Genomic DNA, 24,723 nt, shown 5'->3' with positions numbered 1-24,723 from the left:
GTATGGTAAAGTTCATATAGTAAAAGAGGAAATGAGGTAGGGTACATGGTGATGGTATCAAAACATGCTGTAAATGAAAAAGGTCATTTAACAATCGGTGGAGTAGATAGTATAGAGTTAGCGAAAATATATGGCACACCATTATTTATATACGACTTGTCACTTATTAGAGAGCGTGCGCAAGCATTTATCAATACATTTAAAGAACTAAATGTACAAGCGCAAGTTGCATATGCAAGTAAAGCTTTTTCAAGTGTAGCAATGTATCAAGTGATGAAACAAGAAAATTTATCTTTAGATGTTGTTTCTGCTGGTGAATTGTATACGGCTATTAAAGCAGGCTATCCAGTAGACCGAATTCATTTTCACGGGAATAATAAAAGTAAAGAGGAATTATTACTAGCAATTGAGCATAAAATTGGTTGTATCGTCGTAGATAATTTTTACGAAATTGAGTTATTAAAAAAATTAGCTGCCGAGCATAACCAAAAGGTGAATATTTTATTACGCGTAACACCAGGTGTAGAAGCACATACGCATGATTATATTACAACAGGTCAACAAGATTCGAAATTTGGTTTCGATTTATTAAATGGGCAAGCGGATCGGGCATTTAACGAAGTATATCAAGATGATTATATTCAATTACTCGGCTTACACTGTCATATTGGCTCGCAAATTTTTGAAACGATTGGTTTTAAAGTTGCAGCTGAAAAGCTTATTAAAAAAATGTTGGAATGGCATGAAGAGTACGATTTCCAGTGTACAGTGTTAAATTTAGGTGGGGGCTTCGGCATTAAATATACCGACGAAGATTCTCCATTAGAGCCTTCTGTATACGTGAAAGAAATGGTCATTGTTGTAAAAAATCTTGTTGCACAAACGAATTTTGCAATGCCGGAAATTTGGATTGAGCCAGGTCGTTCACTCGTTGGAGATGCCGGAACTTCGCTGTATACAATTGGTTCGGAAAAAGAAGTTCCAGACATTCGAACATATTTAGCAGTCGATGGTGGTATGTCTGATAATATCCGTCCAGCATTATATGGTGCTTTATATGATGCTGTTATTGCAAATAAAATGGAAGAACAAAAGACGGAACAGTACACAATTGCAGGGAAGTGTTGTGAGTCCGGCGATAAATTAATTGAGCATATTACATTACCAAAAGCACAAGCAGGGGACATTTTAGCAATGTTCTGTACGGGAGCTTACGGCTATGCAATGGCTAGCAATTATAATCGTTTAGCAAGACCAGCAGTCGTTTTTGTTGAAAATGGCAATCATCAATTAGCTGTAAGAAGAGAATCATTAGAAGATTTAATCCATCTTGACCTCCCACTTACTTTAGAAAAGGAGTGAGGATAAGTTGAAAAAGATTAATATCATTCTCTTTCTACTTCTTTTTTTATCAGGAGTTGTTTGGGGAGTAATTTACTGGTTCTTTATTGCACCAAACGCTAATTTGTAATTTGAACAAATGTCGTGTACGATATAAAAAGTTCTTTTTAACGTTTCGCTAGGGTGTAATTGATGAAATTAAAAGAGGGTTTAAAATATGCTATTTCGCTATAAAAAAACATTTGAAAAAATTTCTATGGGGTTACTTTCTTTCATGCCGCAGGAAAAAGACGTAAAAAAATTATTAGAAACAATTCATCAGTATGATACAGATCCAAATTGGCATTTGTTTCTTTGGAAAAAGGATGAAGATGTTGTTGGGCTTATTGGTGTGAAGATGGATGGTTCAGAAGGAATCGTTCAGCATGTCTCCGTCAGCCCCTCGCATAGAGGTGAAGGTATCGGGAAAGAGATGGTTCAAAAACTACCATCTTTTCTAAATACAACTTCTATTCGACCTACCGCAGAAATAAAAGCTTTCTTCGAAAAATGCCAAATTGAAAAAGAAGAAGAATGACCTAATTTTGGTCATCTCTTCTTTTTTTCTGTTTTTCACGCTCTTCCAGTATTTCTGAGCGGTCTCGAAGCATATGTTTATGTGTAAGGAAATGCAAGTCTAAGCTAGTAGGAAGTTCTAAACTCTCTACACGAGTAAGTAACTCAGCATCATTAATTTGAATGGAAAACACTTGGAATGGAAATGCACTATTCATGAGTTTTAATGCAGTAGTCATATCATTTTTTAGTTTTCCGAAATTAATTGTTTCAAAAAAAGAAGAATGTTGCATTGTTTCGATTCGCTGTAAGCTAGAACGCATTGTTCGAATTGCACCGGAAAAGTTTTCTCTTCTCCAATGATACATAGCTGTAGACATAAGTATTAAAGCTGCTAGAGGGTGCATTTTTTGTGTAGGAGCTACTTCTTTCCAATAGTCCTCTAAAACCTCATGGCATTCAAAAAAATCTTGTGTATCATTAAATTCTTTTAGAAATTGAACAAAACTTGGATGGTATGTAGGATGCAATACAATCACCTTTCCTCTATAATAATGATAAAAACCGATAATAGGTGGAGTATTATGTCGTATGAAGTTAAAGTCGAGGCATTTGAAGGGCCTCTAGATTTATTATTACATTTAATAAATCGTTTGGAAATAGATATATATGATATTAAGATGGCAGAGATCACTACGCAATACATGGAGCATATTCATGCGATGAAAGTATTAGAGTTAAATGAAGCGAGCGAATACCTTGTAATGGCAGCAACATTATTATCGATTAAAAGTAAAATGTTGTTGCCGATTCATCATGGGGAAGAAATGGAAGATGACTTCGATATTCAAATGGACGATCCACGAGATGAGTTAGTTTCCAGATTGATAGAATACAAAAAGTACAAAGAAGCTGCAACTAGTTTGCAAGAGATGGAAGAAGAACGTGGGTTATTTTACACGCGACCTCCAGCGGATTTAAGTGGTTATCATGAAACACAGCAGCTGGCAATGTTCGAACATGATGTGAATGTATTTGATATGCTTGGTGCTTTTCAAAAAATGTTGAGAAGGAAGCAACTAAATGCCCCTTTACATACGCGAATTAGTAAACAAGAAGTCTCGATTAAAGAACAAATGAAACATGTAATTACTACGCTAAAACAAGGTGGAGGAAAAATGTCTTTCTATGCTCTTTTTCCAACAAGAGATAAAATGACGATTGTTACGACATTTTTGTCCTTATTAGAATTGATTAAGCGTCAAATTGTTCAGGTAGAACAAAAAGATAATTTCGATGAACTATTTGTTCTATTGCGAAAGGGAGATACCGAGAGTGAATTCGAAGATGAGATTGATGAGTAAAATTGAAAGTTTGCTTTTTGTAAGTGGAGACGATGGATTAACAAAAAAGCAACTTGCATTTTTAACCGAATCAACGGAACAAGAAATAAGTGAAACATTAGAAACAATGATGCAAGCCTACGTGCAACAGGAAGACAGAGGAATTGAGATCAAACAATTAGCTGGAACATTTCAATTTGTTACAAAGCAAACTAATGTGAAAAGTATTCAAAAGTTAGTAGAAAATCCTACTGCTCAATCTCTTTCCCAAGCATCACTAGAAGTACTAGCAATTATTGCTTACAAACAACCAATAACAAGAATCGAAATAGAAGATATTCGTGGAGTAAAATCAGAAAGACCGATTTACACATTAGCTGCAAAAGGGCTTGTGCAAGAAGTCGGACGTGCTGAAGGAACAGGAAGAGCTATTTTATACGGAACAACTACTGAGTTTCTTCAATACTTCGGATTAAAAAATATTAAAGCACTACCCCCACTTCCTGAAGAGGTTGAAGGGGATGAAATGGAAGATGCCGATTTATTTATGACAAAGTTTCAAGAAGCTTTTGGAAATCAGGAATAATATAAAAAGGAGTTTAAACTATATATAAAAAAGCATTGCTTGTCTTGTTGTTTTTCTTATGTTGGCAAACGAATGAAGCAGAGGCTTCGTCGTCGTATGCAGTGATGGATGCAAGTACTGGTAGATTACTAGAAGGTAGCAATGCATATGAAGAGCTGCCGATTGCTAGCTTAACAAAGGTGTGGACTGCATTAACTGTTTTAGACGCAGTCGCATTAGATGAAGAAATTACTATATCAGCCCAAGCTGCATCTCAAGAAGGATCTTCATTATACTTACAGGTTGGCGAAGTATGGACAGTAGAGTCGCTATTACACGGACTGCTATTACAATCAGGAAACGACGCTGCGTATGCATTAGCAGAATTTACCGGAGGATCGATTGAAGGATTCGTTCAGCTAATGAATGAAAAGATAAAATATGCAGGAATGGAAAATGCACATTTTACAAATCCATCAGGACTTCATGATGATAATCATTTTGCTTCAGCGAAAGACATGGCGGATATGCTACGTTTAGCACTGCAAAACGAAGAGTTCAAAGCAATTGCTTCCGCTAAGTCTTATAAGCCAAAAGAACGGGCAATTACGTGGAAAAATAAGCATAAGCTATTACATTTTTCGGATGAGGCAGTCGCAGGAAAAACAGGCTATACAAAAAGAGCAGGTAGAACACTCGTCACTTATTTTAAAGATGGCTCAAAAGAAGTGATTGTTGTGACGCTAAATTTTTCGAATGATTGGCAAACCCATACAACTTTAGCGAATAAAATTTTTTCAAATTATGATCGTGTGAAAGTTGTGAAAAAAGGGAAGTATAGTATTTTTCAAGATGAAGTAATTGAAGTGAAAAATGATAAGTATTTATTGTTAACGAAAGCGGAGCAAAAAGAATTGCGAAATGTGTTGCTCATTCCAAGAAAACAAGTAGCAAATGCTCCTTATATTTGGAATGTTTATATAAAAGATGATCTTGCCCTGCGTTTTAATGTGACAAAACTGAAGTGATGTAAGGAGGCACGTCTGTTAATTATCCTATTTTTGGAAATTGTGCTAATAGGAAAAAACGAATACCCTTTAATACTAAAACACTCGTTCTCGACTTGCATTACGCCCTCATTCGTACTTTATATATAGTGCGTCTTAATGAGTTTTGACAGGGATTTTCGATACAGGGGTGGAAGCTTTCGCCTCAGCCGCTTCCTTCACTTCGTTCAGTCCAGGGTCTTCGGCTCACCGCCCGCCCCACGGATAGCGTCCTCCCTGCAGTGTAAATCCTAGCGGAAACTCTCCGTTAAGTCGCACTTTATGTAGAAAACGAACGAAGATACAAAATTGAATAAAATGGTTAATCAACAGGCGTGGTAAAGAAGACAGTTTTTCTAAAAAGACTGTCTTCTTTTAATTTGGGCAAAAGTATGACATAATTCTTTCATGTTAGTGGAAAGAATGGACGAGGTGAATTAGTTGGAGCGATTACAAAAAGTGCTTGCACACGCTGGTGTAGCATCAAGAAGAAAAGCAGAAGAATTAATTTTAGAAGGTAAAGTAAAAGTGAACGGAAAAGTAGTAACAGAACTAGGAACAAAAGTTTCTGATAGCGACACAGTAGAAGTGAACAACGTTAAATTAGAAAAAGAACAAAAAGTATATTATCTACTGTATAAACCAAGAGGCGTCATTTCAGCAGTATCAGACGATAAAGGCAGAAAAACAGTGACAGACTTACTTCCAAACGTAAAAGAAAGACTTTATCCAGTAGGACGCTTAGACTATGAAACGTCAGGTTTGTTATTACTTACAAACGATGGCGATTTTTCGTATGCTTTAACACATCCGAAATTTAAAGTCGAAAAAACATATGTTGCACGAGTAAAAGGAATTCCACTAAAGGAACAACTGCGCCCATTAGAGCGTGGAATTGTTTTAGAAGATGGAAAAACAGCCCCTGCACGAGTAAAACTAATGTCTTCTGAACGTAAAGCTGACAAATCTATTATTGAAATTACAATTCACGAAGGTAAAAATAGACAAGTTCGTCGTATGTTTGATGCAATCGGATTCCCTGTTCAAAAGCTAAAACGTGAACGCTTCGGATTTTTAGGACTGCACGGATTAAATGCTGGTGAGTGGCGAGAGCTAACAACGCATGAAGTGAAACAGATGCGAGTGCTTGCGGAAACTGGAAAAATCGGTAACTAAATTTAGAAAGTTCACAAAGCATTCAAATGTCGTTTATATTTTCGTGTGTTAATTTTGATATAATTAATGCTGGCAATGCATGGGAATGGAGGGTCATAAATGGCTCAATCTAAACAACAACGTTTTTATATTAGAGCGGTTATTTTAATAGCGCTTACAATTGCTATTGTTTTTACGGTTTATTCAAACGTGACAAAAGAAAAAAATGCAGTATTGCAAGTTGGCGATAAAGCTCCAGATTTCTTAGTAGTTGACATGAATGGAACAGAACATCGTCTCTCTGATTATAAAGGAGAAGGACTATTTTTAAATTTCTGGGGTACTTGGTGTAAACCATGTGCAAAGGAAATGCCTGCAATGGACAACCAATTCAATGTTTATAAAGATCAAGGAGTTCAAACATTAGCTATTAATATCGGTGAATCCGATTTAAAAGTAAGTAGCTTTGTTAATCGTTATGGCTTATCGTTTCCGGTTGCAATAGATCGAACTAAAAATGTGATGAATTTGTATAATATTAAACCTTTACCTACAACTTTTTTAATAAACCCTGAGGGTAAAATTGTGAAGATTATTGAAGGTGAAATGACGGAGCAAGATATTGCTAATTTTATGGATCAGATTAAGCCTCTATAGAAGGAGTTTTTATGAATGGACAAGATTGTTTGTACATGTGGAAACGTAAATCCAGCTGGAACTGAATTATGTGAAAGTTGTGGGCGTCCATTAGATCAAAAAACAAAAGAAAAAACACTTGTCGATATGAGATATGAGGGAGCAGCAAGGCGCTCTCAAACTTACAACAAAACACTTGTTGATAAAGTTTGGAATTTTTTCTCTAGTGTAAAAGTAGGTATGTGGATCATTGTTGCTATTTTAGTTGCTGCAGCAATCGGAACAATTCTCCCACAAGTATTTTATGTCCCTGCTACGACGGAAGCTGGTATTGCTGATTATTATGAGAGAATCTATGGAACTTTTGGTGTTCTATATTATAAACTTGGATTATCGGACCTTTATAGTTCATGGTGGTTCCAAGGTTTAGTAGGAATGCTTGGTATTTCATTGATAATTGCGAGCTTGGACCGTGTAATACCGCTTTATAAATCATTGAAAAAACAAAAGACACAGCGACATATTAGTTTTTTAAAACGTCAACGGATGTATGGAATTGGCAAGGTAGAATCGCCAGACGACACACTTAACAAAGCGGAAGAAAAGCTAAAAACAATGCGTTATAATGTGAAACGTGAAGGAAATGCCATTTTAGCCGAGAAAGGAAGATTTTCTCGTTGGGGCCCTTACGTCAATCATTTAGGACTAATCTTATTCTTATTTGGCGTTATGTTGCGTGCAATTCCAGGTTTTTATGTAGATGAAACAATGTGGCTTCGTGAAGGGGAAACACTTTATGTTCCAAAAACAGAAGGCTATTTCTTAGAGAGTAAAGAATTTATCTATGAAACTTATACAAAAGAAGAATCGGAAGAAGTGTTTGGAAATGCCATTGATCGGGTTGGCTCAATTGCAAAAAACTATCAAACGGATGTAGCTTTATATAAAGGTGCAGATGACGCAGTTGCTGGAAATGCAAACGATTTATCATTCGTCAAAGAAGAATCTATCCAAGTAAATGAACCATTAAAATTTGCCAATTTTTCAGTGTTCCAAATGGATTTCAAACTGGATGAATTAAAAACGATGACATTCCAGCTGCAAGATAAAGAAACAAAAACTTCTTTTGGGGATTTTACAATTGATTTAGCTGACCCTCAACCAATATATGAGCTGCAAGACGGTTATAAAGTAGAAGTTTTAGATTATTATGCTGATTTTAGTGGTTTTGAAGATGGTGTACCGCAATCGAAAACACCGCTTCCAAATAATCCAGCATTTTTAATAAAAATGACTACTCCTGATTTTCCAAAAGGAGAAACAAGTTTCGTCATGATTCAAGAAACAATGGAGCCTTTCGGAGAAAATAAACATAAAATCGCATTCCAAAGTGTAGAAACAAGAGATGTATCTGGGCTAACAATTCGGAAAGATTTAACACTTCCTATTTTAGGACTTGGTGGTCTAATCTTCATGATTGGAGTAGCACAAGGTTCGTATTGGAATCATCGACGTATCTGGATCCAACTGTTAAATGATGGACAAGTAGTCGTAGCGGCACATACGAACAAAAACTGGTTGAGTATCAGAAAAGATATTGATGCAGTTTCAGAAGTTGCAACACTTCCAGTTTATGAAGATCAACAAGATTTAGATTCTAAAGTGGAGAAAGAGGAAGGGGTTTAACAATATGGATTTGGTATCTGTAAGTAGTACGTTATTATTAATTTCGTTTATCGCTTATTTAGTCGCAACATTTTTATTTGGTGGCGCGGTAAAAAGTTCAAGTTCTGAATCGACAAAATCGTTTGATCGTTGGGGCAAATTAGCAATTACTGTTACGATTATCGGTTTTATTTCAAATCTTGGTTATTTCTTTACTAGATGGATTGCTGCAGGACATGCTCCTGTAAGTAATTTGTTCGAGTTTACAACAGCGTTTGGAATGATGGTAGTTGGAGCGTTTATCTTAATCTTCTTCATCTATAGGATTCCAGCACTTGGCCTTTTTGCTTTACCAATTGCTGTATTAATCATTGCTTATGCTAGTATGTTCCCTAAAGATATTACACCGCTGATCCCAGCATTAAAGAGTTACTGGTTAACTGTTCATGTAATTACAGCAGCATTAGGAGAAGCTATTTTAGCGATTAGTGCGGTTGCGGGATTAATCTGGTTGCTTAAAAATATTGATATGGCGAAAAAATCAGCACAACGTTTTTGGATTGAAGTGGTGATGTTTGTCCTTGTTTTAGTACTTGGTTTTGTTGTTGCAACGACATCTTTTACAATTGCAGATTATAAAGCAGAGTATAACTATGTAAGCAAAGACGAAAAAGTCTTGAAAATTGAATACAATATGCCTCCTCTTTTCGGCATGAACCAATCAGAGGCGATTACGGAAAATGCAATGGAACCATTAGTGGAAACGCCAGCACTTGTTAATGCGAAGAAGTTAACAGTAGTTGTATGGTCAATTATTTTTGGATCTGTATTGTATGTTTTACTTCGTTTAATTGCACGAAAACGCTTAGCAGAAGTGTTACAGCCGTTTGCTAAAAAAGCGAATTCACAATTTATGGACGAAATCGGTTATCGCTCTGTTTTAATTGGTTTCCCTGTATTTACTTTAGGAGCACTAATTTTCGCTATGATCTGGGCACATGAAGCATGGTCTAGATTCTGGGGATGGGATCCAAAAGAAGTATGGGCACTTATTACTTGGCTGTTTTATGCAGTATTCTTACATCTGCGTCTAACAAAAGGGTGGCAAGGTGAAAAGTCAGCTTGGTTAGCGTTAATAGGTTTCATTATTATTATGTTTAACTTAATCGCTGTTAACTTAATAATTGCAGGTTTACACTCATACGCATAATGAAAGATTGAACAGGTAGAAAGCTCTTATCTCTTATGAATAAAAAGAGATAAGAGCTTTTCTTTCATTTTGCTTGTACAAATTGTACAATATAGAATATATGCTAATAGAAGGGTAGGATATTATGTCTGAAAATATTAGACTTTTAGTTGTAGATGATGAGGATCGTATTCGCCGATTGCTGAAAATGTATTTAGAAAGAGAAGGATACATAGTTGACGAAGCAGAGAATGGTGAGATTGCTTTACAAATGGCATTAGAAAATGATTACAATTGTATTTTATTGGATATCATGATGCCTGAAAAAGATGGAATCGAAGTAATGACAGAATTACGTGAACATAAAGAAACACCAATCGTTTTATTAACTGCAAAAGGTGAAGAGGCGAATCGAGTGGAAGGCTTTGAACTAGGAGCAGATGACTATATCGTGAAGCCATTTAGTCCAAGAGAAGTTGTATTACGAACAAAGGCTATTTTAAGACGTTCTGTAGCGTTTTCACCAGCAACAGGTTCATCCACATCAAAAGATATTGTGGTATTCCCACATCTTACGATAGACCATGATGCACACCGTGTTACAGCGGATGGTGTAGAAGTAGGCTTAACGCCAAAAGAATATGAATTGCTATATTTCTTAGCGAAAGCACCAGACAAAGTGTTTGACCGTGAGCAATTATTGAAAGAAGTTTGGCATTATGATTTCTTTGGGGATTTAAGAACAGTAGATACGCATGTTAAAAGATTGCGTGAAAAATTGAATCGCGTATCTGAAAAGTCTGCGAAAATGATTGTTACTGTTTGGGGTGTAGGCTATAAATTTGAGGTTATCAATGAATAGAATTTGGAATAGTGTTGTCGGGAAGCTATGGGGGACCATTGTGCTTCTCGTCTTATTTGTGTTGTTTATAATAACTGTACTAATGCTTGAGTTTTTAGAAAACTTCCATACGCAGCAAGCGGAAGAGTCGTTAAGACAAGAGGCAATTACTATCGGAAAAATTGTCGAACAACATGATAATGTAGAAGATTCACTGCAAATTATCCAATATATTTTAGGTGCCGAAACAAACGCACTAATCGTCCAAAACTCTGAAGCTGTTATTTTATCTGTGCATGAAGGTTTAAACAGAGAGGCTATTAAGAAAAAAATATTAAACGATCGACAACTTAGTCAAATATATAAATCGGATAACCCTATAACGAAAAAGATGCTGATGCCTTCCATGACGACAGATGAAAAAATGGAATCGTATAGTATTCTCGCAACCCCATTAGAATCAGATGAAGATGTACACGGTGCTGTTTTCATTTACCAAAGTTTAGATGTTGTCAATAAAACATCGAACGAAACGACGAAAATTGTCTTTTTATCTGGCGCTATTGCACTTCTTCTAACGACATTATTTTCGTTTTTCTTATCATCTCGAATTACATCTCCACTTCGAACGATGCGCGAAGCTGCACTAGAGCTAGCGAAAGGAAACTTTGATACGAAAGTTCCTTATACGCAAAAAGATGAGATAGGAGAACTTGGCACAGCATTTAACCGAATGGGGAAACAACTAAAAAATCATGTGGAAGTTATTAATCAAGAAAAAGAGCAACTTTCGAGTATTTTAACGTCGATGACAGATGCAGTACTTACGTTTAACAAAGACTTCCAAATAGTTGTAAGTAACCCTCAAGCAGATCGTCTATTTGAAAAATGGCATTCCAATAAAGATGCAAAAGACAATTCGCATTTACCGGCAGAATTGTATCACTTATTAGACCATGTATTTCATCTAGAGGAAGAGCTGGAAGAAGATTTAGAAATTCAAGGATCTTATTTCTCGATTTCCATTAGTCTACTTTACAGTAAAGAAACTATTAGGGGTGCTGTAGTAGTACTTCGAGATATGACGGAACAGTACCAACTAGATAAAATGCGTTCTGACTTTGTTGCAAACGTTTCACATGAACTGAGAACGCCAATTTCTATGTTGCAAGGGTATAGTGAAGCAATAATTGATGAAGTCGTTACAACAGAAGAAGATCGAAACGAAATGATCCGTATTATTTATGATGAGTCGAAAAGAATGGGGAGACTTGTAACGGAGCTTTTAGATTTAGCTCGACTAGAATCGGGTTATTTAAGTATTCATAAAGACGAAGTGCAAGTCATTCCAACATTCGAACGAATTACGCAAAAGTTTGACCAAGTTGCAAAAGAAAAAAATATCAACTTACAATTTGAGCATACAAATATAGATTCACTCACATTATTACTGGATGAAGATCGAATGGAACAAGTTTTGACGAATCTAATTGATAATGCTTTACGTCATACTCCAGAAGAAGGAACAGTTACGGTGAAGCTTATGAAAGAACATCAAACGATTGTTATTCAAGTAATGGATACAGGTTATGGGATTCCCGCCGATGACCTACCATACGTCTTTGAGCGTTTTTACAAAGCAGATAAAGCAAGAACAAGAGGAAAGAGTGGTACAGGTTTAGGGCTTGCTATTGCCAAAAATATTATTGATAGACATGAGGGCCATATATCAGTTGAAAGTGAGCTAGGTATTGGTACAAGTTTTATTATTAAATTACCAATGATTACATGAAACGAAAGCGACTCATAAACGACTAATCTTAAGAACGGGGGGGAGCATATGAATGACTCCGTTTTCCATCGCTTGTATGATAGCTATCATCAAGACGTTTTTCAGTTTCTCATATATTTAGTGAAAAACAGGCAAACTGCGGAAGACTTGGCTCAAGAAGTATATGTACGTGTTTTAAGAGCTTATAGTAATTTCGAAGGAAAAAGCTCTGAAAAGACATGGTTATTTTCCATTGCCAAAAACGTAGCAATCGATCATTTTAGAAAACAGGCAGTAAGAAAGAAGAGATTATTCGATTCCTTCGATTGGGAAACGATGCAGCTTTCTTCTTCTGATATGCTTCCAGAAGATTTAGCACAGTTAAATGATGAAATGAGAACACTATTAATTGCGCTAGATGACTGTACAGGTGATCAAAAAATGGTTATTACGATGCGTTTTTTCCAAGAACTTTCTATTGCAGAAACAGCTCAAGTGTTGGACTGGTCAGAAGGGAAAGTGAAAACTACGCAACATCGTGCAATTAAAGCACTTCGTGAGCGATTATCTGATTCAAAAAAGGAGGGTAATGTTCATCATGAGTGATTTCAAAAAAGAGAATGACGCACTAGATGAACTTTTAAGCAGTATGCCCAAGTTTACAGATCATCGTTCAAAGGAAGATGTGTATAATCGGGTAAAAGAAGAAATGGAAGACTCGTCGAAACCTCATAAAAGAAAGACGATAGGTAGCACTTCTACAAAATGGATGCCAATAACTGCATCCATAGCATCGGTTTTACTTCTTACATTTTTAGTAACTTCATTTTTGAACGATAAAGAAACTTCGATGTCTAAATTTGAAATGAGTGACCAATTAGAAAATAAGGAAGCTGCGCCACAAGCTACGCGTTCCATGGAAAATCAAGATAGCAATAAAGCAGCAGTGACGACAGAAGAAGCATCGGAAAGCCCAGCAATAGCTACGTTTAGTATGCCGACGATTGAACTAGCACCAGTTGAACAAACGAATGCAGTGTATGCTAATCAATTAAATGGTGGCACCGTGTTCCATTTTTCTTTCATAGAAAATGCTTTGTCAGTTCCTGTTACGATTGTTATTCCAAAAGAGCAGATGGAATTAGATTTTCCGAATACGACGCCAAATAGTTTGGAGCTATATGAGCGTTATGCAAGCATGATTGATGAAGAAGCATTAGGATTCGATGCATATCACCCGTATAAAGGCTACTTTGTCGCGGAAGGAAAAATGCTAAAGCAGCATTTACCAGTGGATCATGGCTATGATTATGCACCAGGTGTATCAGCACCTTATTGGTCTTCCTTAAATGAAATTTTTACGGATTTTGATGAGTTAATGAGAGTCAATGAAGATGGAACTGCTATTTATTGGGCAGAAACAGGAATTTTGAATGAGCCTAGTCCACTTAATGGTGCACAAGCTCATCAAAGTTATTTTAAGTATATTTCTTTAAATAAAGAAACGTATTTATCTTCTAATTTCGGGAAACGATTTGATACACTTTCGGAAGCTTTTTCAAATATGAAGACTCCAGAAAATGATATATATTTTTCGGTTATTCCAAATGAAGTGACGTATTCATACAAGGATGATAAAGGGATTGCTGTCATTAGCTTCGACAAACCTTTAGACTTGGCAACAATGGATTCGAACGATGTCGATTTAATGATTGAAGCATTTGCATTAACGGCGGCTAGTTTCGGATCGGAAGTAAAGTTAGAAAATATTGTGCAAACAGAATGGAACGAATTCGATTTAACGAAGGAACTTCCAGTTCCAAGTGGGCCAAATGGTTTTATACTAAATATGAAATAATAAGATGAAATACCAACTTCGGAATATTGGAGTTGGTATTTTTTTAGGTTGTGTTTTAAAAAGGAAGGTTTTTTGGCAATTATGTTGAATAAGTTAATATGGAAAAAGCTATTTGGAGGAGTGAAAAAATATGCCGATGGAACAAGAAACAATGGGCATGCTAATAGGTGGAGTTTCAATCATAATGGCTACAGCGTTTGTTGTTGTATTACTGTTAATGTTTTCAAAAAAACGAAAGCCATTTAGAGTGTCTTATGGAATGGTTATTGGTTTTTTTGTATTTTTTAGTTGGGCAATAAGTCAGGTATTAAGTGCAGTCAGTTTTGATGTTAACCATCCAGTGGCATCGGAAGAAATCTCTCTACGTCTCGGAATTGCAGGAGTTTTATGGACGGTTAGTATGTTATTTTTGCTACTTGGCTTAATAAAGTTTTCATCTATCAGAAAGAACACGGTAGAAACTCAATGAAAATTACCTATTCAAACATGAATAGGTAATTTGATAATCCTTCCTCAACTAACGTGTACGTTTGCGAGATAGAGCTTCTCAATAGATAGCCTTTGCTGTTATTTAACTAAATGGGCTGGATTGTTTAAGTGAGTCCTCATTGAAAGTCGAACGTAAGGTGTGAACAGGGAGAAAAATCAGCGATAGCTTCAAAGGATTACCTAACTGTATGAACAAAAAGACTAAAAAAGTCCAACAATTATGTTGAACTCATTGTATTTGTTACAATTTTTCAAATTGGAGGTATTCTAAAATATTTCCGAAGGGATCTCTAAAACTAATATATTTGCCTGGAGGACAAATAGTTGGTTCATCTATTATGAAATTTACTTCTTTCTCTTTTAAGAATTTAACTTTTTCATAAATATCTGCAGTTCCCAAACCTAAAACAACTCCAGAAACATCTTGTTTATAGGTTGCATTATCTTTCTCCTCTAAAATAATTGGTAATTCTCCATGTACAAGTGATGCAATCTTAGGACCATACATTTCGTCTAATTCAAAACCTAAAGTATTACTATAAAAGTCAATTGCTTTATTTAAATTGGGCACGTAGATGCTTATAACACAAACTTGATTTTTCATGTTATTCCTCCTGTTTTTCGTATTTTTATATATATTCTACATTTCTTAATGATTATCCTTTTTGTAAAATAAAATATTTACTTGATTCATTCATATAGTTTGTGAAATGGTGTGCTTAAACTAATGGGACTAGTTAAAAGATAGAACTTTCCTAATGTAGCTCCACATCCAACAGGTGCCGCAGTGGATGTAACCCTAATTGATTCAAATGGTATCGAATTGGATCTTGGTACACCATTTGATGCCATACCACACGAGACTGACAACGAAACTTTTTTTGATGCAACAAATATCTCTGTAGAAGCCATTCAGAATCGGCAAATCCTTGCACACGCTCTTCAGTATTACTTTACGGAATGGTGGCACTGGTCATACGGTGATAAATACTGGGCTGCCATGAATAGTGTAGATGAAGCACTTTATAGTCATGTCACAGATCAAGACTTGCTAGATTTATTGGCAGAGGTACAACTTGAACAAAGGTAGATTAAATACCCCGAATGATAATTAATACTAATGAGCTTGGAGATACATTTCAAGGCTCGTTTTTTATGTGCATTTTCAGTATTTATTTTCAATATTTTATAAATCGCAAGATGTACCCTTGTTGATTGTAGAGGAGGCGGCGACTTCTGCGGGAACAGCATGAGCTGAAAGCCCCGCAGGAACGTAGTGATGAGTAGATTGAAGCCATGCCCGCGAAAAGCGTCCGCCGTAGCGGAAATCAACGGTATTTCTGTAATGAGTGTTTTGAACAGTGAAACAGCTTTGTTGCATAAGTAGTGTTTTTTTGTTAAGATGTAAGTAATTCGAGGTAAATTACCTTGAATTACAACAAAATATTGATTCATCTTCGGGGCAGGGTGCAATTCCCGATCGGCGGTAGTAGAAGATTTTTTTCTTGAGCCCGCGAGCCGTAAGGCAGGATTTGGTTAGATTCCAAAGCCGACAGTATAGTCTGGATGGGAGAAGGTGAAGGTACAGTCGTTTTTCGTATGCTCTTATACGGATACGCTTATTTAAGTGTGCCTTATTACTCCCTTAAGCTGTTGTTGCTTATGGGATTTTTTTGAGTATATTGGAAGACGTTCTGAACTTTTCTTCTTGTGGAGTGAATCGCAAAAGGAGAGAGAACTATGTCAAAAAGTAAGACGCGAGTGCTTATTGCAATCGCTATGTTAAGTAGTATTTCTTTTGTATTAATGCTACTTGCTTTTCCGTTACCAGCGTTACCAGCCTATTTAAAAGTGGATTTTAGTGACATTCCAGCACTAATTGCCGCAATCACAATGGGACCTATAGCAGGGATACTTGTTGCTTTGCTAAAAAATGTGTTAGATTGGTTATTTTCTGGTAGTCCAACAGGAGTTCCAGTCGGTCATATGGCGAACTTTGTCACAAGTCTTTTGTTTTTAACACCTGTCTATTTAGTTTATCGAAAAGTATCAACTTCTAAAGGGCTTTCATTTGGATTAGTTATTGGAACTATTTCAATGGCGATTGGTATGGGGTTATTAAACTATTATGTATTTTTACCGATGTATGCGTATTTTTTAAACTTCCCAATGGAATCAGGCTCAGCATTAGTAAAATCTGTTATTTTCGGTATTTTGCCATTCAACTTAATAAAAGGAATATTGGTGACGATTGTGATGATTGTTTTATTTAAACGAATGAAACCATTCCTAGACAAAGTCACAGCTTCGTTCCAAGTTCCTAAAATAAATTAACAAAAGGTCGTTTCTCTTCGAATGAGAAACGACCTTTTCTATATTTCTATTCAAATTTTAGTGCATCACCATCAAACGATTCGTCTGCAACTTTAATAGAGTCAGTTGGACAACCTTCAAATGCATCTTCCATGTCCTCTAGTATCTCATCTGGAACTTCAGTTGTTCCCGTGTTATTATCTAAAATAACGAATGCAATTCCTTCATCATCATAATCATAAATATCCGGGGCAGCAGCGCCACAAGCACCACATGCGATACATGTATCTTGATCAACAATTGTATATTTAGCCATTATAATATTCTCTCCTTTATATCAACTTTCGCGAATAAGCCATCGTATTCATTCTAAAGCTGTTTTCATAACATTTCAACAAAAATACTTTAGAATTGTGAGGTATTCTAATTGTCCTTTCACGAACTTTTACTAATAATTATACATAAATTTCACGGAGAACGTTCATCAACAGCGGCATACTACCTATTAAAAGGGAAAAAGTCTGGTCAAACGATTCAAGATGTTACTTATTTTAAACTTCATCCTTATTTTTCTCTCTATCCGAAATTATTAAAAGAAGAATATAATGACGCAATTTCGACACTTGTGGAAGCAGGAATGTTAGAAATAATAGAGTCGTTTATTTTTGTAACAGAAAAAGGTTTAATGCAAATAGACACGGTGAAAGAGCCTATGTATAACGGCTGGATTTATAGAGGAAACGAACAACTATTTTGGAGTAGGCTCGAACTTATTGTGCAAACATTATCCCAGTTTCAAGCGAATGAAAAAAGATTTATTCCCAATCAAAAAAATCCGGATATTCATCAATTTGTCCGAAATTATTTGCGGAAGCGAGATTATCAGTCACAGCACTTTATAAGTTCTTTTAAAGAACAACTGAAAAGATTATTGGAAACGTCGATTTTAGATGATTCACAAAGGGAGTTATTTGTTTATCGTTTAAGTGGATGTGAAACGAGTGGGTTAACTTGGGAGCAGCTAGCACGCCATTATAATGCAAGTGTATTAGATGTAAGATTTCAATTTGTGGAATGTTTACATATTGTGCTGAACGAGTTGAACGGTGCGCAGTATCCTGACTTGATAGACCTTGCGCAAGACATGGAAGTGGCGACGCCATTAACTGAATCTGCCATCAAAACAAATCAATTGTTTGCAAAAGGATATTCTATTGAAAAAATTGCGGAAATGCGTTTTTTAAAAATAAATACAATTGAAGACCATGTCATTGAGATTGTTTCTGCGAATCATAATTTCCCAACAACCTCATTTATATCAGCTGAACAATTAGAGAGGGTAGTAACCATTTCTCAACTTTTACAGACGAAAAAACTAAAATTAATTCGCGAGCATATTCCAGAACTAAGTTATTTTCAAATAAGAATTGGATTGACAAAAGGAGAAGAAGCAAATGGATAAGTTGACAGAAGTTCTTCAACAAAAATTTGGCCACACTTCTTTTCGGGATGGACAAAAGGAAATACTCGAACAAATAATTGCCGGAAAAGATGTAATGGCTGTATTGCCGACTGGGATGGGAAAATCATTGCTCTATCAACTACCAGCTTATTTACTGGAAGGTACGGTGTTAATTGTTTCTCCGTTGTTGTCGTTAATGCAGGATCAAGTAGAGCAACTTAAAATGTTAGGAGAAAAACGTGTCGTAGCGATTAATTCATTTTTGGCATACGAACAAAGAGAGCAAGCATTTCGTCAGTTAAGTAGCTATAAGTTTATATTTACTTCGCCAGAAATGCTGCAAAATGAAGGTTTTAATACGCTGCTTTCTACGATGCGGATTGCTTATATTGTAGCGGATGAAGCACATTGTATTTCCCAGTGGGGGTTTGATTTTCGACCAGATTATTTAAGGATTTCCACATGGCTTCAAACATTACATAGACCGAATGTGTTGGCTTTAACTGCAACCGCAACGAAAGAAGTAGTAAATGATATTAAAACAACACTGCGAATGAAAGAACCTTTCGAGTATATTCATTCAATTGATCGACCGACTATTGCATTTGAAGTGAGAGAAGTAGAGGACCAACAAGAAAAACTTGCTTGGTTATTTGGCCGAATAACTACTACAAATGGGCCTGGTATTTTGTATACGCAATCTCGCAAAAAAGCACAGTTTTATGCGGAACAACTGCGTAATAAAGGAATTTCAGTTGCTTATTATCACGCTAAAATGGATCAAGAAGACCGGATTTTAGTACAGCAGCAATTTCAACGTGGAGAATTAGAGTGGATATGTGCCACGAATGCATTTGGCATGGGGATTCATAAACATAATATTCGACAAATTATTCATGATCATATACCAACGTCAATCGCCAATTACATGCAAGAGGTAGGAAGGGCAGCAAGGGACGGGGGACATTCTATTGCATCGCTTATTTACACGAATTCGGATGTAGAGCAAGCTTTTTTTGTTTCGATGCAAGACTTTCCAGAAGAAGCAGACATTCGATTGGTTTTCCAAACAGAACAGCAGCAAGTTCAACTTCCTGAAACGACATCTCGCATATTAACATATTGGAAAGAAGTTTTATCGGAACAACAGACCATTCAATTATTTACGGATATTAAACAAAAAAAGTGGTTGGAAATACAAAGACTGCATACATTATTTCGTAATGAAAAATGTGTAAGAGAACAATTATTGAACTATTTTGGCGAGACATTTATCGAGAAACCCGCTCAGTGTTGCTCTGTTTGCGAACTCGATTTGCAGCAAGTACTTATACCTAGAGGACAAGAGAATGAAGAAAAAGTCCTTCCTAATTGGAGTACTAGACTAAATGAACTGCTTCATTAGTATTACTTTAGTAAGTTTACTTTTTCAACAAAATTCGTCATAATAGAGATAGAAATGATGGAATGAATGGAGTTTGAGCAATATGAGCCAAGATGATTACCAAAAAAAAATTGATGAACACAGACAAAAGATAGGGACGGAAGATAATTCGATGGAATCGAGAAGCAGTAGAAGAACGAAATCATCGAAGAAGCCAAAGAAAAAATCGAAAAGTTTATTACTGCCTTCTATATTTTTTGTTTTTATTATGATTCCTGTATGTATTTTAGTGTACGTTCAGTTTTTCTACACTCCTGAAAAAGAAGAAGTGGCTGAACAACAAGAGATTATACAAGTAGAAACAAAAAACATATCTAATAAAGGTGAAGATGAAGAAGATACTGCTGAAGTTGAAGCAGAAACACCGGTAACGACAGAGCCTGAAAAAGAAGAGCCAGTAGTGGAAGAACCGCCAGTAGAGGAACCTAAAGTAGAGGAACCAATTATAGAAACGAAGAAACATGAAGTGAAAGAAGGAGAAACACTTTACCGAATTGCGATGAATTACTATAAAACTCCTGATGCTGTTGAAAAGATTAAAGATGCAAACGGACTGAGATCAGATAGTATATCTGCTGGTCAAAAATTAATTTTGCCTTAATCTATTACAAGTGGCAGGAGAAACAATACTGCTTATAGAATATATCTGTATACTGAGAGAAAGAGGTGTTAGGTATGTTTGTAAAAAGTATTATGATTCCTAAAGAGAAATGTTTAACGATAGACGCGAGTGCAACTGTACAAGAAGCACTTCAAAAATTGAGTGAAAGAGAAATTGATGCTCTACCTGTGTTGGAAAATGGAGAGTATAAAGGTATGTTCAATCAATACCTACTGTACAAAACATTTTTTAAAAGCAGCTTAGACAAAGAGAGCTTTTTAAGCCAAACAAATGTAGGAGACGCGATTGTAAGAGAAAATACATATGTTCCGTTGGATGCAGTTTTTGAAAAAGCATTTATCAAACTGTATGATTTTCCGATCATTGCAGTTGTGGACGATGAAAGGAAATTTCTTGGAATTGTTTCTCGTCATGACACAATCGTTCAATTTAAAAGCGCGTTTGGGATGAATAGTAAAGGAATACGAATTACATTTACTTCTGTAGAATCAGAAGGACGTGTACTGAAAATGTCCGATATTTTACACAAATATCATACGTCTATCGTCTCACTTGTAACATTCGATGAAACCGATAAGCTAGTTCGAAGAATCGTTGTAAAAATCGACAGTGATCAATACTTAGAGCGTATTTTAAGCGATTTAGAAAAAACAGGATTCCGCGTGATGCATATCGACAATGAACTGTAATAGGAAAATTGTGTTATAAGGACAGGGATCATCCCCTGTCTTTTTGTATTTACAAGTAGGGGGCATTTTATTGGAAGTTGTTATGATAATGGTGTTTTTCCTTGTATTATTAGTAGGCTATATGCTGTATTTAGCTTTTCAAGTGAATGTAAAAGAACATACAATGCCGATTCGTGAAATGAAGGAAGGGGAAAGATTTCATCTTTTTTTCATTTCCGATATACATCGACGAAAAATATCGGATCAGTTAATCCATTCCCTTATGGGAAAAGCTGATATTGTTGTTATTGGTGGAGACTTAACTGAAAAAGGAGTCCCTTTTAGCCGAATCGAACAAAATATAAAACAACTTTGCAAATTAGGAAATGTTTATTTTGTCTACGGAAATAATGATCGTGAAGTAGAGGAGCAAACATTTCGTTCTATATTAGAAGAAAACGGCGTTGTCCTATTGAAAAATGACTCTGTTTTATTGCCAAAAACAAATCAGTCCATACGCATTGTTGGCATTGATGATGGGTTTACGGGTAAAGTGCGTATATATGATGCATTTCGAGACGTAAAGGATGATGAAATCGTTATTTTTGTGTCGCATGCACCTGCGTTTTTTAGTAATGCCAAAAAGGTTGCAAAGCCTCATCTATTATTAGCTGGGCATCTTCATGGTGGTCAAATTCGATTTGGCCGCTTTGGTTTATACGAAAATGGATCGTTTCAAATAAAGGAAAATAGTGCAGAGCTCATCAGTAATGGATTTGGGACTACTGGCGTTCCGCTCAGATTAGGTGCGAAGTCGGAATGCCATATTATTACGTTGTACGGAGAAGTGCGTAAGAAATAAGAAAGGAAGTCTTACTGTTGGAACAAAAGGTAGATGTAGTCATAGTAGGTGGAGGTCCGTGTGGATTAGCCGCAGCAATTTCAATGCAGGAAATAGGTTTAAACTGTGTTGTCATTGAAAAAGGAAATATTGTAGAAGCAATTTATAATTATCCAACACACCAAACTTTTTTTAGCACAAGTGAGAAATTGTCGATTGGTGATGTGCCTTTTATCGTGGAGGAAAGAAAGCCAAAACGAAATCAAGCGTTAGTTTACTATAGAGAAGTTGTGAAACGGAAAAATATACAAGTGCATAAGTATGAGCAGGTCAATAGTGTGAAAAAAGAAGGCAATCATTTTTCGGTTCAAACTTCTAAAGCAAAATATCAAGCAAATTATGTCATTGTAGCGACTGGTTATTATGACCATCCAAACTATATGAATATTCCAGGGGAACATCTTGCAAAGGTGTCTCATTATTTTAAAGAGGGGCATCCTCACTTTTCTCAAAATGTGTTAGTTATCGGAGGAAAAAACTCTGCAATAGACGCAGCCTTGGAATTGAACAAAGCTGGTGCGAATGTAACAGTTGCTTATCGAGGTGCTGAATACTCGCCAAGCATTAAGCCTTGGGTGCTGCCGGAGTTTGATGGTTTAGCTCGCAATAATGAAATAAATATGCTGTTTGAAACGGAAGTAGTTTCAATTGAAGAGCTGACAGTTACGCTTCAAGGGCCAGATGGGGAGTTTCAGCTGGAAAATGATGTTGTATTTGCGATGACTGGTTATCATCCTGATCACGATTTTCTTGCTAAAATGGGTGTACAGATTAATGGGGAGACTGGAAGACCTTTATATAATGAAGAAACGATGGAGACGAATGTAGAAGGGATTTTCATCGCTGGTGTAATTGCAGCCGGAAATAATGCAAATGAGATTTTTATAGAAAACGGAAGATTCCATGGCGGTCAAATTGCAGAAGAAATAGAAAGAAAGCGCAAAAGCATCTAATGCTTTTGCGCTTTTTTTGAATGGATACAAATATGACGTGCAAGTAGCTAAAAAATATTGGTATTAAAGGAATTATCACCAACTTTGTCGAAATATAGATATATAGAAAAGAAAAGAAAAATTGTAGCGAATACAAAATGAACTAGAAAAGGAAGATTAGATGAGAATGCTTATTTTAGGGGCAACCGGTTTTTTGGGTTCGAATTTATTCCAGCTTGCTTCAAAGAACGATGAATTATCAGTATTTGGGACTTCACGTTATCCGCAAAAGAAATCAACTATTATTCAAGTAGATGTTACCGATAAACAATCAATAGGAAATGCTATTAGAGAAATAAATCCTGAAGTAGTGGTATGGTGCCTTATGCACGAAGAAGAAAATCATTTAATCAATGTTGGGCTTAAAAATTTATTATCAGAAATGGATAGTGACACACGACTTATATTTCTATCAACGGATGCAGTTTTTGTTGAAGGAAAAGGTGGATATAAAGAAGTTGATCCCATTGGCATATTACCTAAAGAAGCCCCATTAGCTGTATATGTTAATGCTAAAAATTTTGGGGAAAATCTTATTCTAGATAGCCATCCAAATCACGTAATACTACGAACTGGTCCCTTATATGTTGATGAAGAGAACAATATTGACAAACGAACATTACAGGTAATCGAGAAAGTAAAAGAAAATAAGCCATTTGAGGCGTATACAAATGTCTTTAGATCGTTTGTAAATATTAATGACCTATCAAGCGTGATTCTTGAACTATCTAAAATTAAATTGAATGGAATTTTACATGCTGGACCTTTGCATAAAGAAAGCTACTACACGTTTTATAAAAAACGCTTAGGCAAGCTTGGCTTGGATAGTAGTCTAATCTGTCCGATTATGATTTCTAAAGAAGAGAAACCTTATCTATCTTTTGATACCTCTTTAAATACACAAAAAGCTCAACAATTGCTTAAATCTAAATTTCGTGAAGTTTAATGAATCGTTGATTACACTTTTCAATTGGATAATATGAATGTATTTTAATCGACGAAGGCACTAGCTGAATCAGAATACAGCAAAAAGGACCGCAATTGGTAGCAAATCTGTCATATGATTTGTATCAAATAGCGGTCCTTTTTCTATTTTTGCAAATTGACCTGAGAATAGTAATACTAATTTTCACACGTGTTGATTAATCATTTTATTCAATTTTATATTTTCGTTCGTTTTCTAGATATAGTGTGTCTTAGTGAATAGCCACTATGCCTTCGCGCTTGCCGCACCTTGCATGAGCCAACTTGTGCTACGCCCAATTGGGTCTCATACTTCGGCTCATGCGGCCCGACGCGCTTCGGCATTCAGTATTTGACTAATTATATAGGCTATTATTCATGGCAACTTGGACTTATCTATAAAAAGTGACGATGGATTTTCCTCTTCCCCATGTTTTTACACTGTCAATTCCCGTCCCTCTACTTAGTTGGAAAAATGAAAGCTTTAGTTGGAATTTTAGTGCACTTAGTTGAAAAAATATTTATCCTTACTTTTTTTTCACTCCAAATACGTTAGTAAGCTCCATTGGATTGAAGCGAAAGGGGTGGCGACTCCGGCGGGAACAGCGTTAGTCGAAGACCCTGGACTGAGCGCATGCGAAGGAAGCGGCTGAGGCAACGCCCGCGGAAAGCGTCCACTCCTGTAGCGGAAATTCTAGCGGAAGCTCACTACTAAGGCGCACTTTATCTAAAGTGCGAATGAGGACGTAAAGCAAGTCGAAAACGAGTGTTTTGTTTTAAAGGGTGCTCTTTTTTCCTATTAGTACAAACTTTCAAGAACTAAGATAATCAACAGACGTAACTAATTTTATAAATGGGAGCATGGAGGATTTGTGTAAATGAGTAAAAAACAGAAAAATGGAAC

At 36.0% G+C, this 24,723-nt stretch carries 24 protein-coding genes, 2 pseudogenes and 1 riboswitch; of the genes and pseudogenes, 23 read left to right on the top strand and 3 right to left on the bottom strand.

Features of this window, described 5'->3' with window-relative positions; genetic code table 11:
- The first annotated feature begins 45 nt into the window (after positions 1–45).
- Both lysA and RUH95_RS01435 read left to right on the top strand, forming a co-directional pair.
- The gene (gene lysA, locus RUH95_RS01440) at positions 46–1,362 is read left to right on the top strand and encodes a diaminopimelate decarboxylase (RefSeq protein WP_313891031.1); all 1,317 of its coding nucleotides are present in this window, start codon (positions 46–48) and stop codon (positions 1,360–1,362) included.
- 196 nt (positions 1,363–1,558) lie between these two features.
- Positions 1,559–1,918: a GNAT family N-acetyltransferase gene (locus RUH95_RS01435; RefSeq protein WP_313891030.1), complete on the top strand. Its 360-nt coding sequence runs from the start codon at positions 1,559–1,561 to the stop codon at positions 1,916–1,918.
- Between the two features lies 1 nt (position 1,919).
- On the opposite strand, the gene RUH95_RS01430 is transcribed toward RUH95_RS01435, so the two are convergent.
- The gene (locus tag RUH95_RS01430; protein WP_313891029.1) at positions 1,920–2,426 is read right to left on the bottom strand and encodes a DUF309 domain-containing protein; all 507 of its coding nucleotides are present in this window, start codon (positions 2,424–2,426) and stop codon (positions 1,920–1,922) included.
- Between the two features lie 54 nt (positions 2,427–2,480).
- On the opposite strand from RUH95_RS01430, the gene RUH95_RS01425 reads away from it, so the two are divergent.
- From RUH95_RS01425 to RUH95_RS01370, 12 genes and pseudogenes are all read left to right on the top strand, one after another.
- Entirely contained in the window at positions 2,481–3,260 is a 780-nt protein-coding gene (locus tag RUH95_RS01425) for a segregation/condensation protein A (protein WP_313891028.1), read from the top strand.
- Complete coding sequence (gene scpB / locus RUH95_RS01420) at positions 3,253–3,825, top strand: SMC-Scp complex subunit ScpB (RefSeq protein WP_313891509.1); 573 nt, start codon at positions 3,253–3,255, stop codon at positions 3,823–3,825. Before RUH95_RS01425 ends, scpB begins: the two co-directional genes overlap by 8 nt.
- A 44-nt stretch (positions 3,826–3,869) precedes the next feature.
- Complete coding sequence (locus RUH95_RS01415) at positions 3,870–4,832, top strand: D-alanyl-D-alanine carboxypeptidase family protein (RefSeq protein ID WP_313891027.1); 963 nt, start codon at positions 3,870–3,872, stop codon at positions 4,830–4,832.
- A gap of 459 nt (positions 4,833–5,291) precedes the next feature.
- Positions 5,292–6,026, top strand: a complete 735-nt coding sequence (locus RUH95_RS01410; RefSeq protein WP_313891026.1) for a pseudouridine synthase — start codon at positions 5,292–5,294, stop codon at positions 6,024–6,026.
- A gap of 99 nt (positions 6,027–6,125) precedes the next feature.
- Positions 6,126–6,662: a thiol-disulfide oxidoreductase ResA gene (gene resA / locus RUH95_RS01405; RefSeq protein WP_313891025.1), complete on the top strand. Its 537-nt coding sequence runs from the start codon at positions 6,126–6,128 to the stop codon at positions 6,660–6,662.
- A gap of 15 nt (positions 6,663–6,677) precedes the next feature.
- Positions 6,678–8,327 (top strand): cytochrome c biogenesis protein ResB, encoded by a 1,650-nt coding sequence (gene resB, locus RUH95_RS01400; RefSeq protein WP_313891024.1) that lies wholly within the window; start codon positions 6,678–6,680, stop codon positions 8,325–8,327.
- Between the two features lie 4 nt (positions 8,328–8,331).
- Positions 8,332–9,516 carry a c-type cytochrome biogenesis protein CcsB gene (ccsB, locus tag RUH95_RS01395; protein ID WP_313891023.1) on the top strand — a complete coding sequence of 395 codons (1,185 nt, stop codon included), beginning with the start codon at positions 8,332–8,334 and terminating at the stop codon, positions 9,514–9,516.
- Between the two features lie 124 nt (positions 9,517–9,640).
- On the top strand, positions 9,641–10,357 hold the full coding sequence (locus RUH95_RS01390; protein WP_313891022.1) for a response regulator transcription factor: 717 nt from the start codon (positions 9,641–9,643) through the stop codon (positions 10,355–10,357).
- On the top strand, positions 10,350–12,128 hold the full coding sequence (locus RUH95_RS01385; RefSeq protein ID WP_313891021.1) for an ATP-binding protein: 1,779 nt from the start codon (positions 10,350–10,352) through the stop codon (positions 12,126–12,128). The genes RUH95_RS01390 and RUH95_RS01385 overlap by 8 nt, the downstream gene beginning before the upstream one ends.
- A 36-nt stretch (positions 12,129–12,164) precedes the next feature.
- A pseudogene (sigX, locus tag RUH95_RS01380) lies at positions 12,165–12,713 on the top strand (RNA polymerase sigma factor SigX); the annotation flags it as partial.
- Positions 12,706–13,965 (top strand): hypothetical protein, encoded by a 1,260-nt coding sequence (locus RUH95_RS01375; protein ID WP_313891020.1) that lies wholly within the window; start codon positions 12,706–12,708, stop codon positions 13,963–13,965. The pseudogene sigX and the gene RUH95_RS01375, both read left to right, overlap by 8 nt.
- 130 nt (positions 13,966–14,095) lie before the next feature.
- A complete protein-coding gene (locus RUH95_RS01370; RefSeq protein WP_313891019.1) occupies positions 14,096–14,434 on the top strand; it encodes a hypothetical protein in 339 nt (112 codons plus the stop codon).
- 261 nt (positions 14,435–14,695) lie between these two features.
- Here the strand turns inward: RUH95_RS01370 and RUH95_RS01365 are convergent, their stop codons facing one another.
- Positions 14,696–15,058, bottom strand: a complete 363-nt coding sequence (locus RUH95_RS01365) for a VOC family protein (protein ID WP_313891018.1) — start codon at positions 15,056–15,058, stop codon at positions 14,696–14,698.
- Between the two features lie 171 nt (positions 15,059–15,229).
- Here RUH95_RS01365 and RUH95_RS01360 point away from each other — a divergent pair.
- A pseudogene (locus tag RUH95_RS01360) lies at positions 15,230–15,544 on the top strand (M15 family metallopeptidase); the annotation flags it as partial.
- A 359-nt stretch (positions 15,545–15,903) separates the two neighbouring features.
- A riboswitch (FMN riboswitch) is annotated at positions 15,904–16,036 on the top strand.
- 158 nt (positions 16,037–16,194) lie between these two features.
- Positions 16,195–16,788: an ECF transporter S component gene (locus RUH95_RS01355; protein WP_313891017.1), complete on the top strand. Its 594-nt coding sequence runs from the start codon at positions 16,195–16,197 to the stop codon at positions 16,786–16,788.
- Between the two features lie 46 nt (positions 16,789–16,834).
- Here RUH95_RS01355 and RUH95_RS01350 read toward each other — a convergent pair whose 3' ends face one another.
- Positions 16,835–17,083, bottom strand: coding sequence for a ferredoxin (locus RUH95_RS01350; protein ID WP_313891016.1), 249 nt, complete (start codon positions 17,081–17,083; stop codon positions 16,835–16,837).
- Between the two features lie 111 nt (positions 17,084–17,194).
- Here RUH95_RS01350 and RUH95_RS01345 point away from each other — a divergent pair, with 111 nt between their 5' ends.
- The 7 genes from RUH95_RS01345 (at position 17,195) to RUH95_RS01315 (ending at position 23,802) form a co-directional block, all read left to right on the top strand.
- Positions 17,195–18,229, top strand: a complete 1,035-nt coding sequence (locus tag RUH95_RS01345) for a YpbB family protein (RefSeq protein WP_313891015.1) — start codon at positions 17,195–17,197, stop codon at positions 18,227–18,229.
- Positions 18,222–19,634: a RecQ family ATP-dependent DNA helicase gene (locus RUH95_RS01340; protein ID WP_313891014.1), complete on the top strand. Its 1,413-nt coding sequence runs from the start codon at positions 18,222–18,224 to the stop codon at positions 19,632–19,634. Before RUH95_RS01345 ends, RUH95_RS01340 begins: the two co-directional genes overlap by 8 nt.
- Before the next feature lie 82 nt (positions 19,635–19,716).
- Positions 19,717–20,274, top strand: a complete 558-nt coding sequence (locus tag RUH95_RS01335) for a LysM peptidoglycan-binding domain-containing protein (protein ID WP_313891013.1) — start codon at positions 19,717–19,719, stop codon at positions 20,272–20,274.
- 74 nt (positions 20,275–20,348) lie between these two features.
- Entirely contained in the window at positions 20,349–20,984 is a 636-nt protein-coding gene (locus tag RUH95_RS01330; protein ID WP_313891012.1) for a CBS domain-containing protein, read from the top strand.
- A gap of 70 nt (positions 20,985–21,054) precedes the next feature.
- The gene (locus RUH95_RS01325; RefSeq protein WP_313891011.1) at positions 21,055–21,825 is read left to right on the top strand and encodes a metallophosphoesterase; all 771 of its coding nucleotides are present in this window, start codon (positions 21,055–21,057) and stop codon (positions 21,823–21,825) included.
- A 17-nt stretch (positions 21,826–21,842) separates the two neighbouring features.
- On the top strand, positions 21,843–22,817 hold the full coding sequence (locus RUH95_RS01320; RefSeq protein ID WP_313891010.1) for a YpdA family putative bacillithiol disulfide reductase: 975 nt from the start codon (positions 21,843–21,845) through the stop codon (positions 22,815–22,817).
- Between the two features lie 160 nt (positions 22,818–22,977).
- The gene (locus RUH95_RS01315; RefSeq protein WP_313891009.1) at positions 22,978–23,802 is read left to right on the top strand and encodes a sugar nucleotide-binding protein; all 825 of its coding nucleotides are present in this window, start codon (positions 22,978–22,980) and stop codon (positions 23,800–23,802) included.
- Positions 23,803–24,723: the final 921 nt, after the last annotated feature.

This window comes from Psychrobacillus sp., from assembly GCF_032154225.1.
Lineage (GTDB): Bacteria > Bacillota > Bacilli > Bacillales_A > Planococcaceae > Psychrobacillus.
Note: the sequence above shows the minus strand (reverse complement) of the source record. Positions and strands in the feature narration are given on the sequence as shown.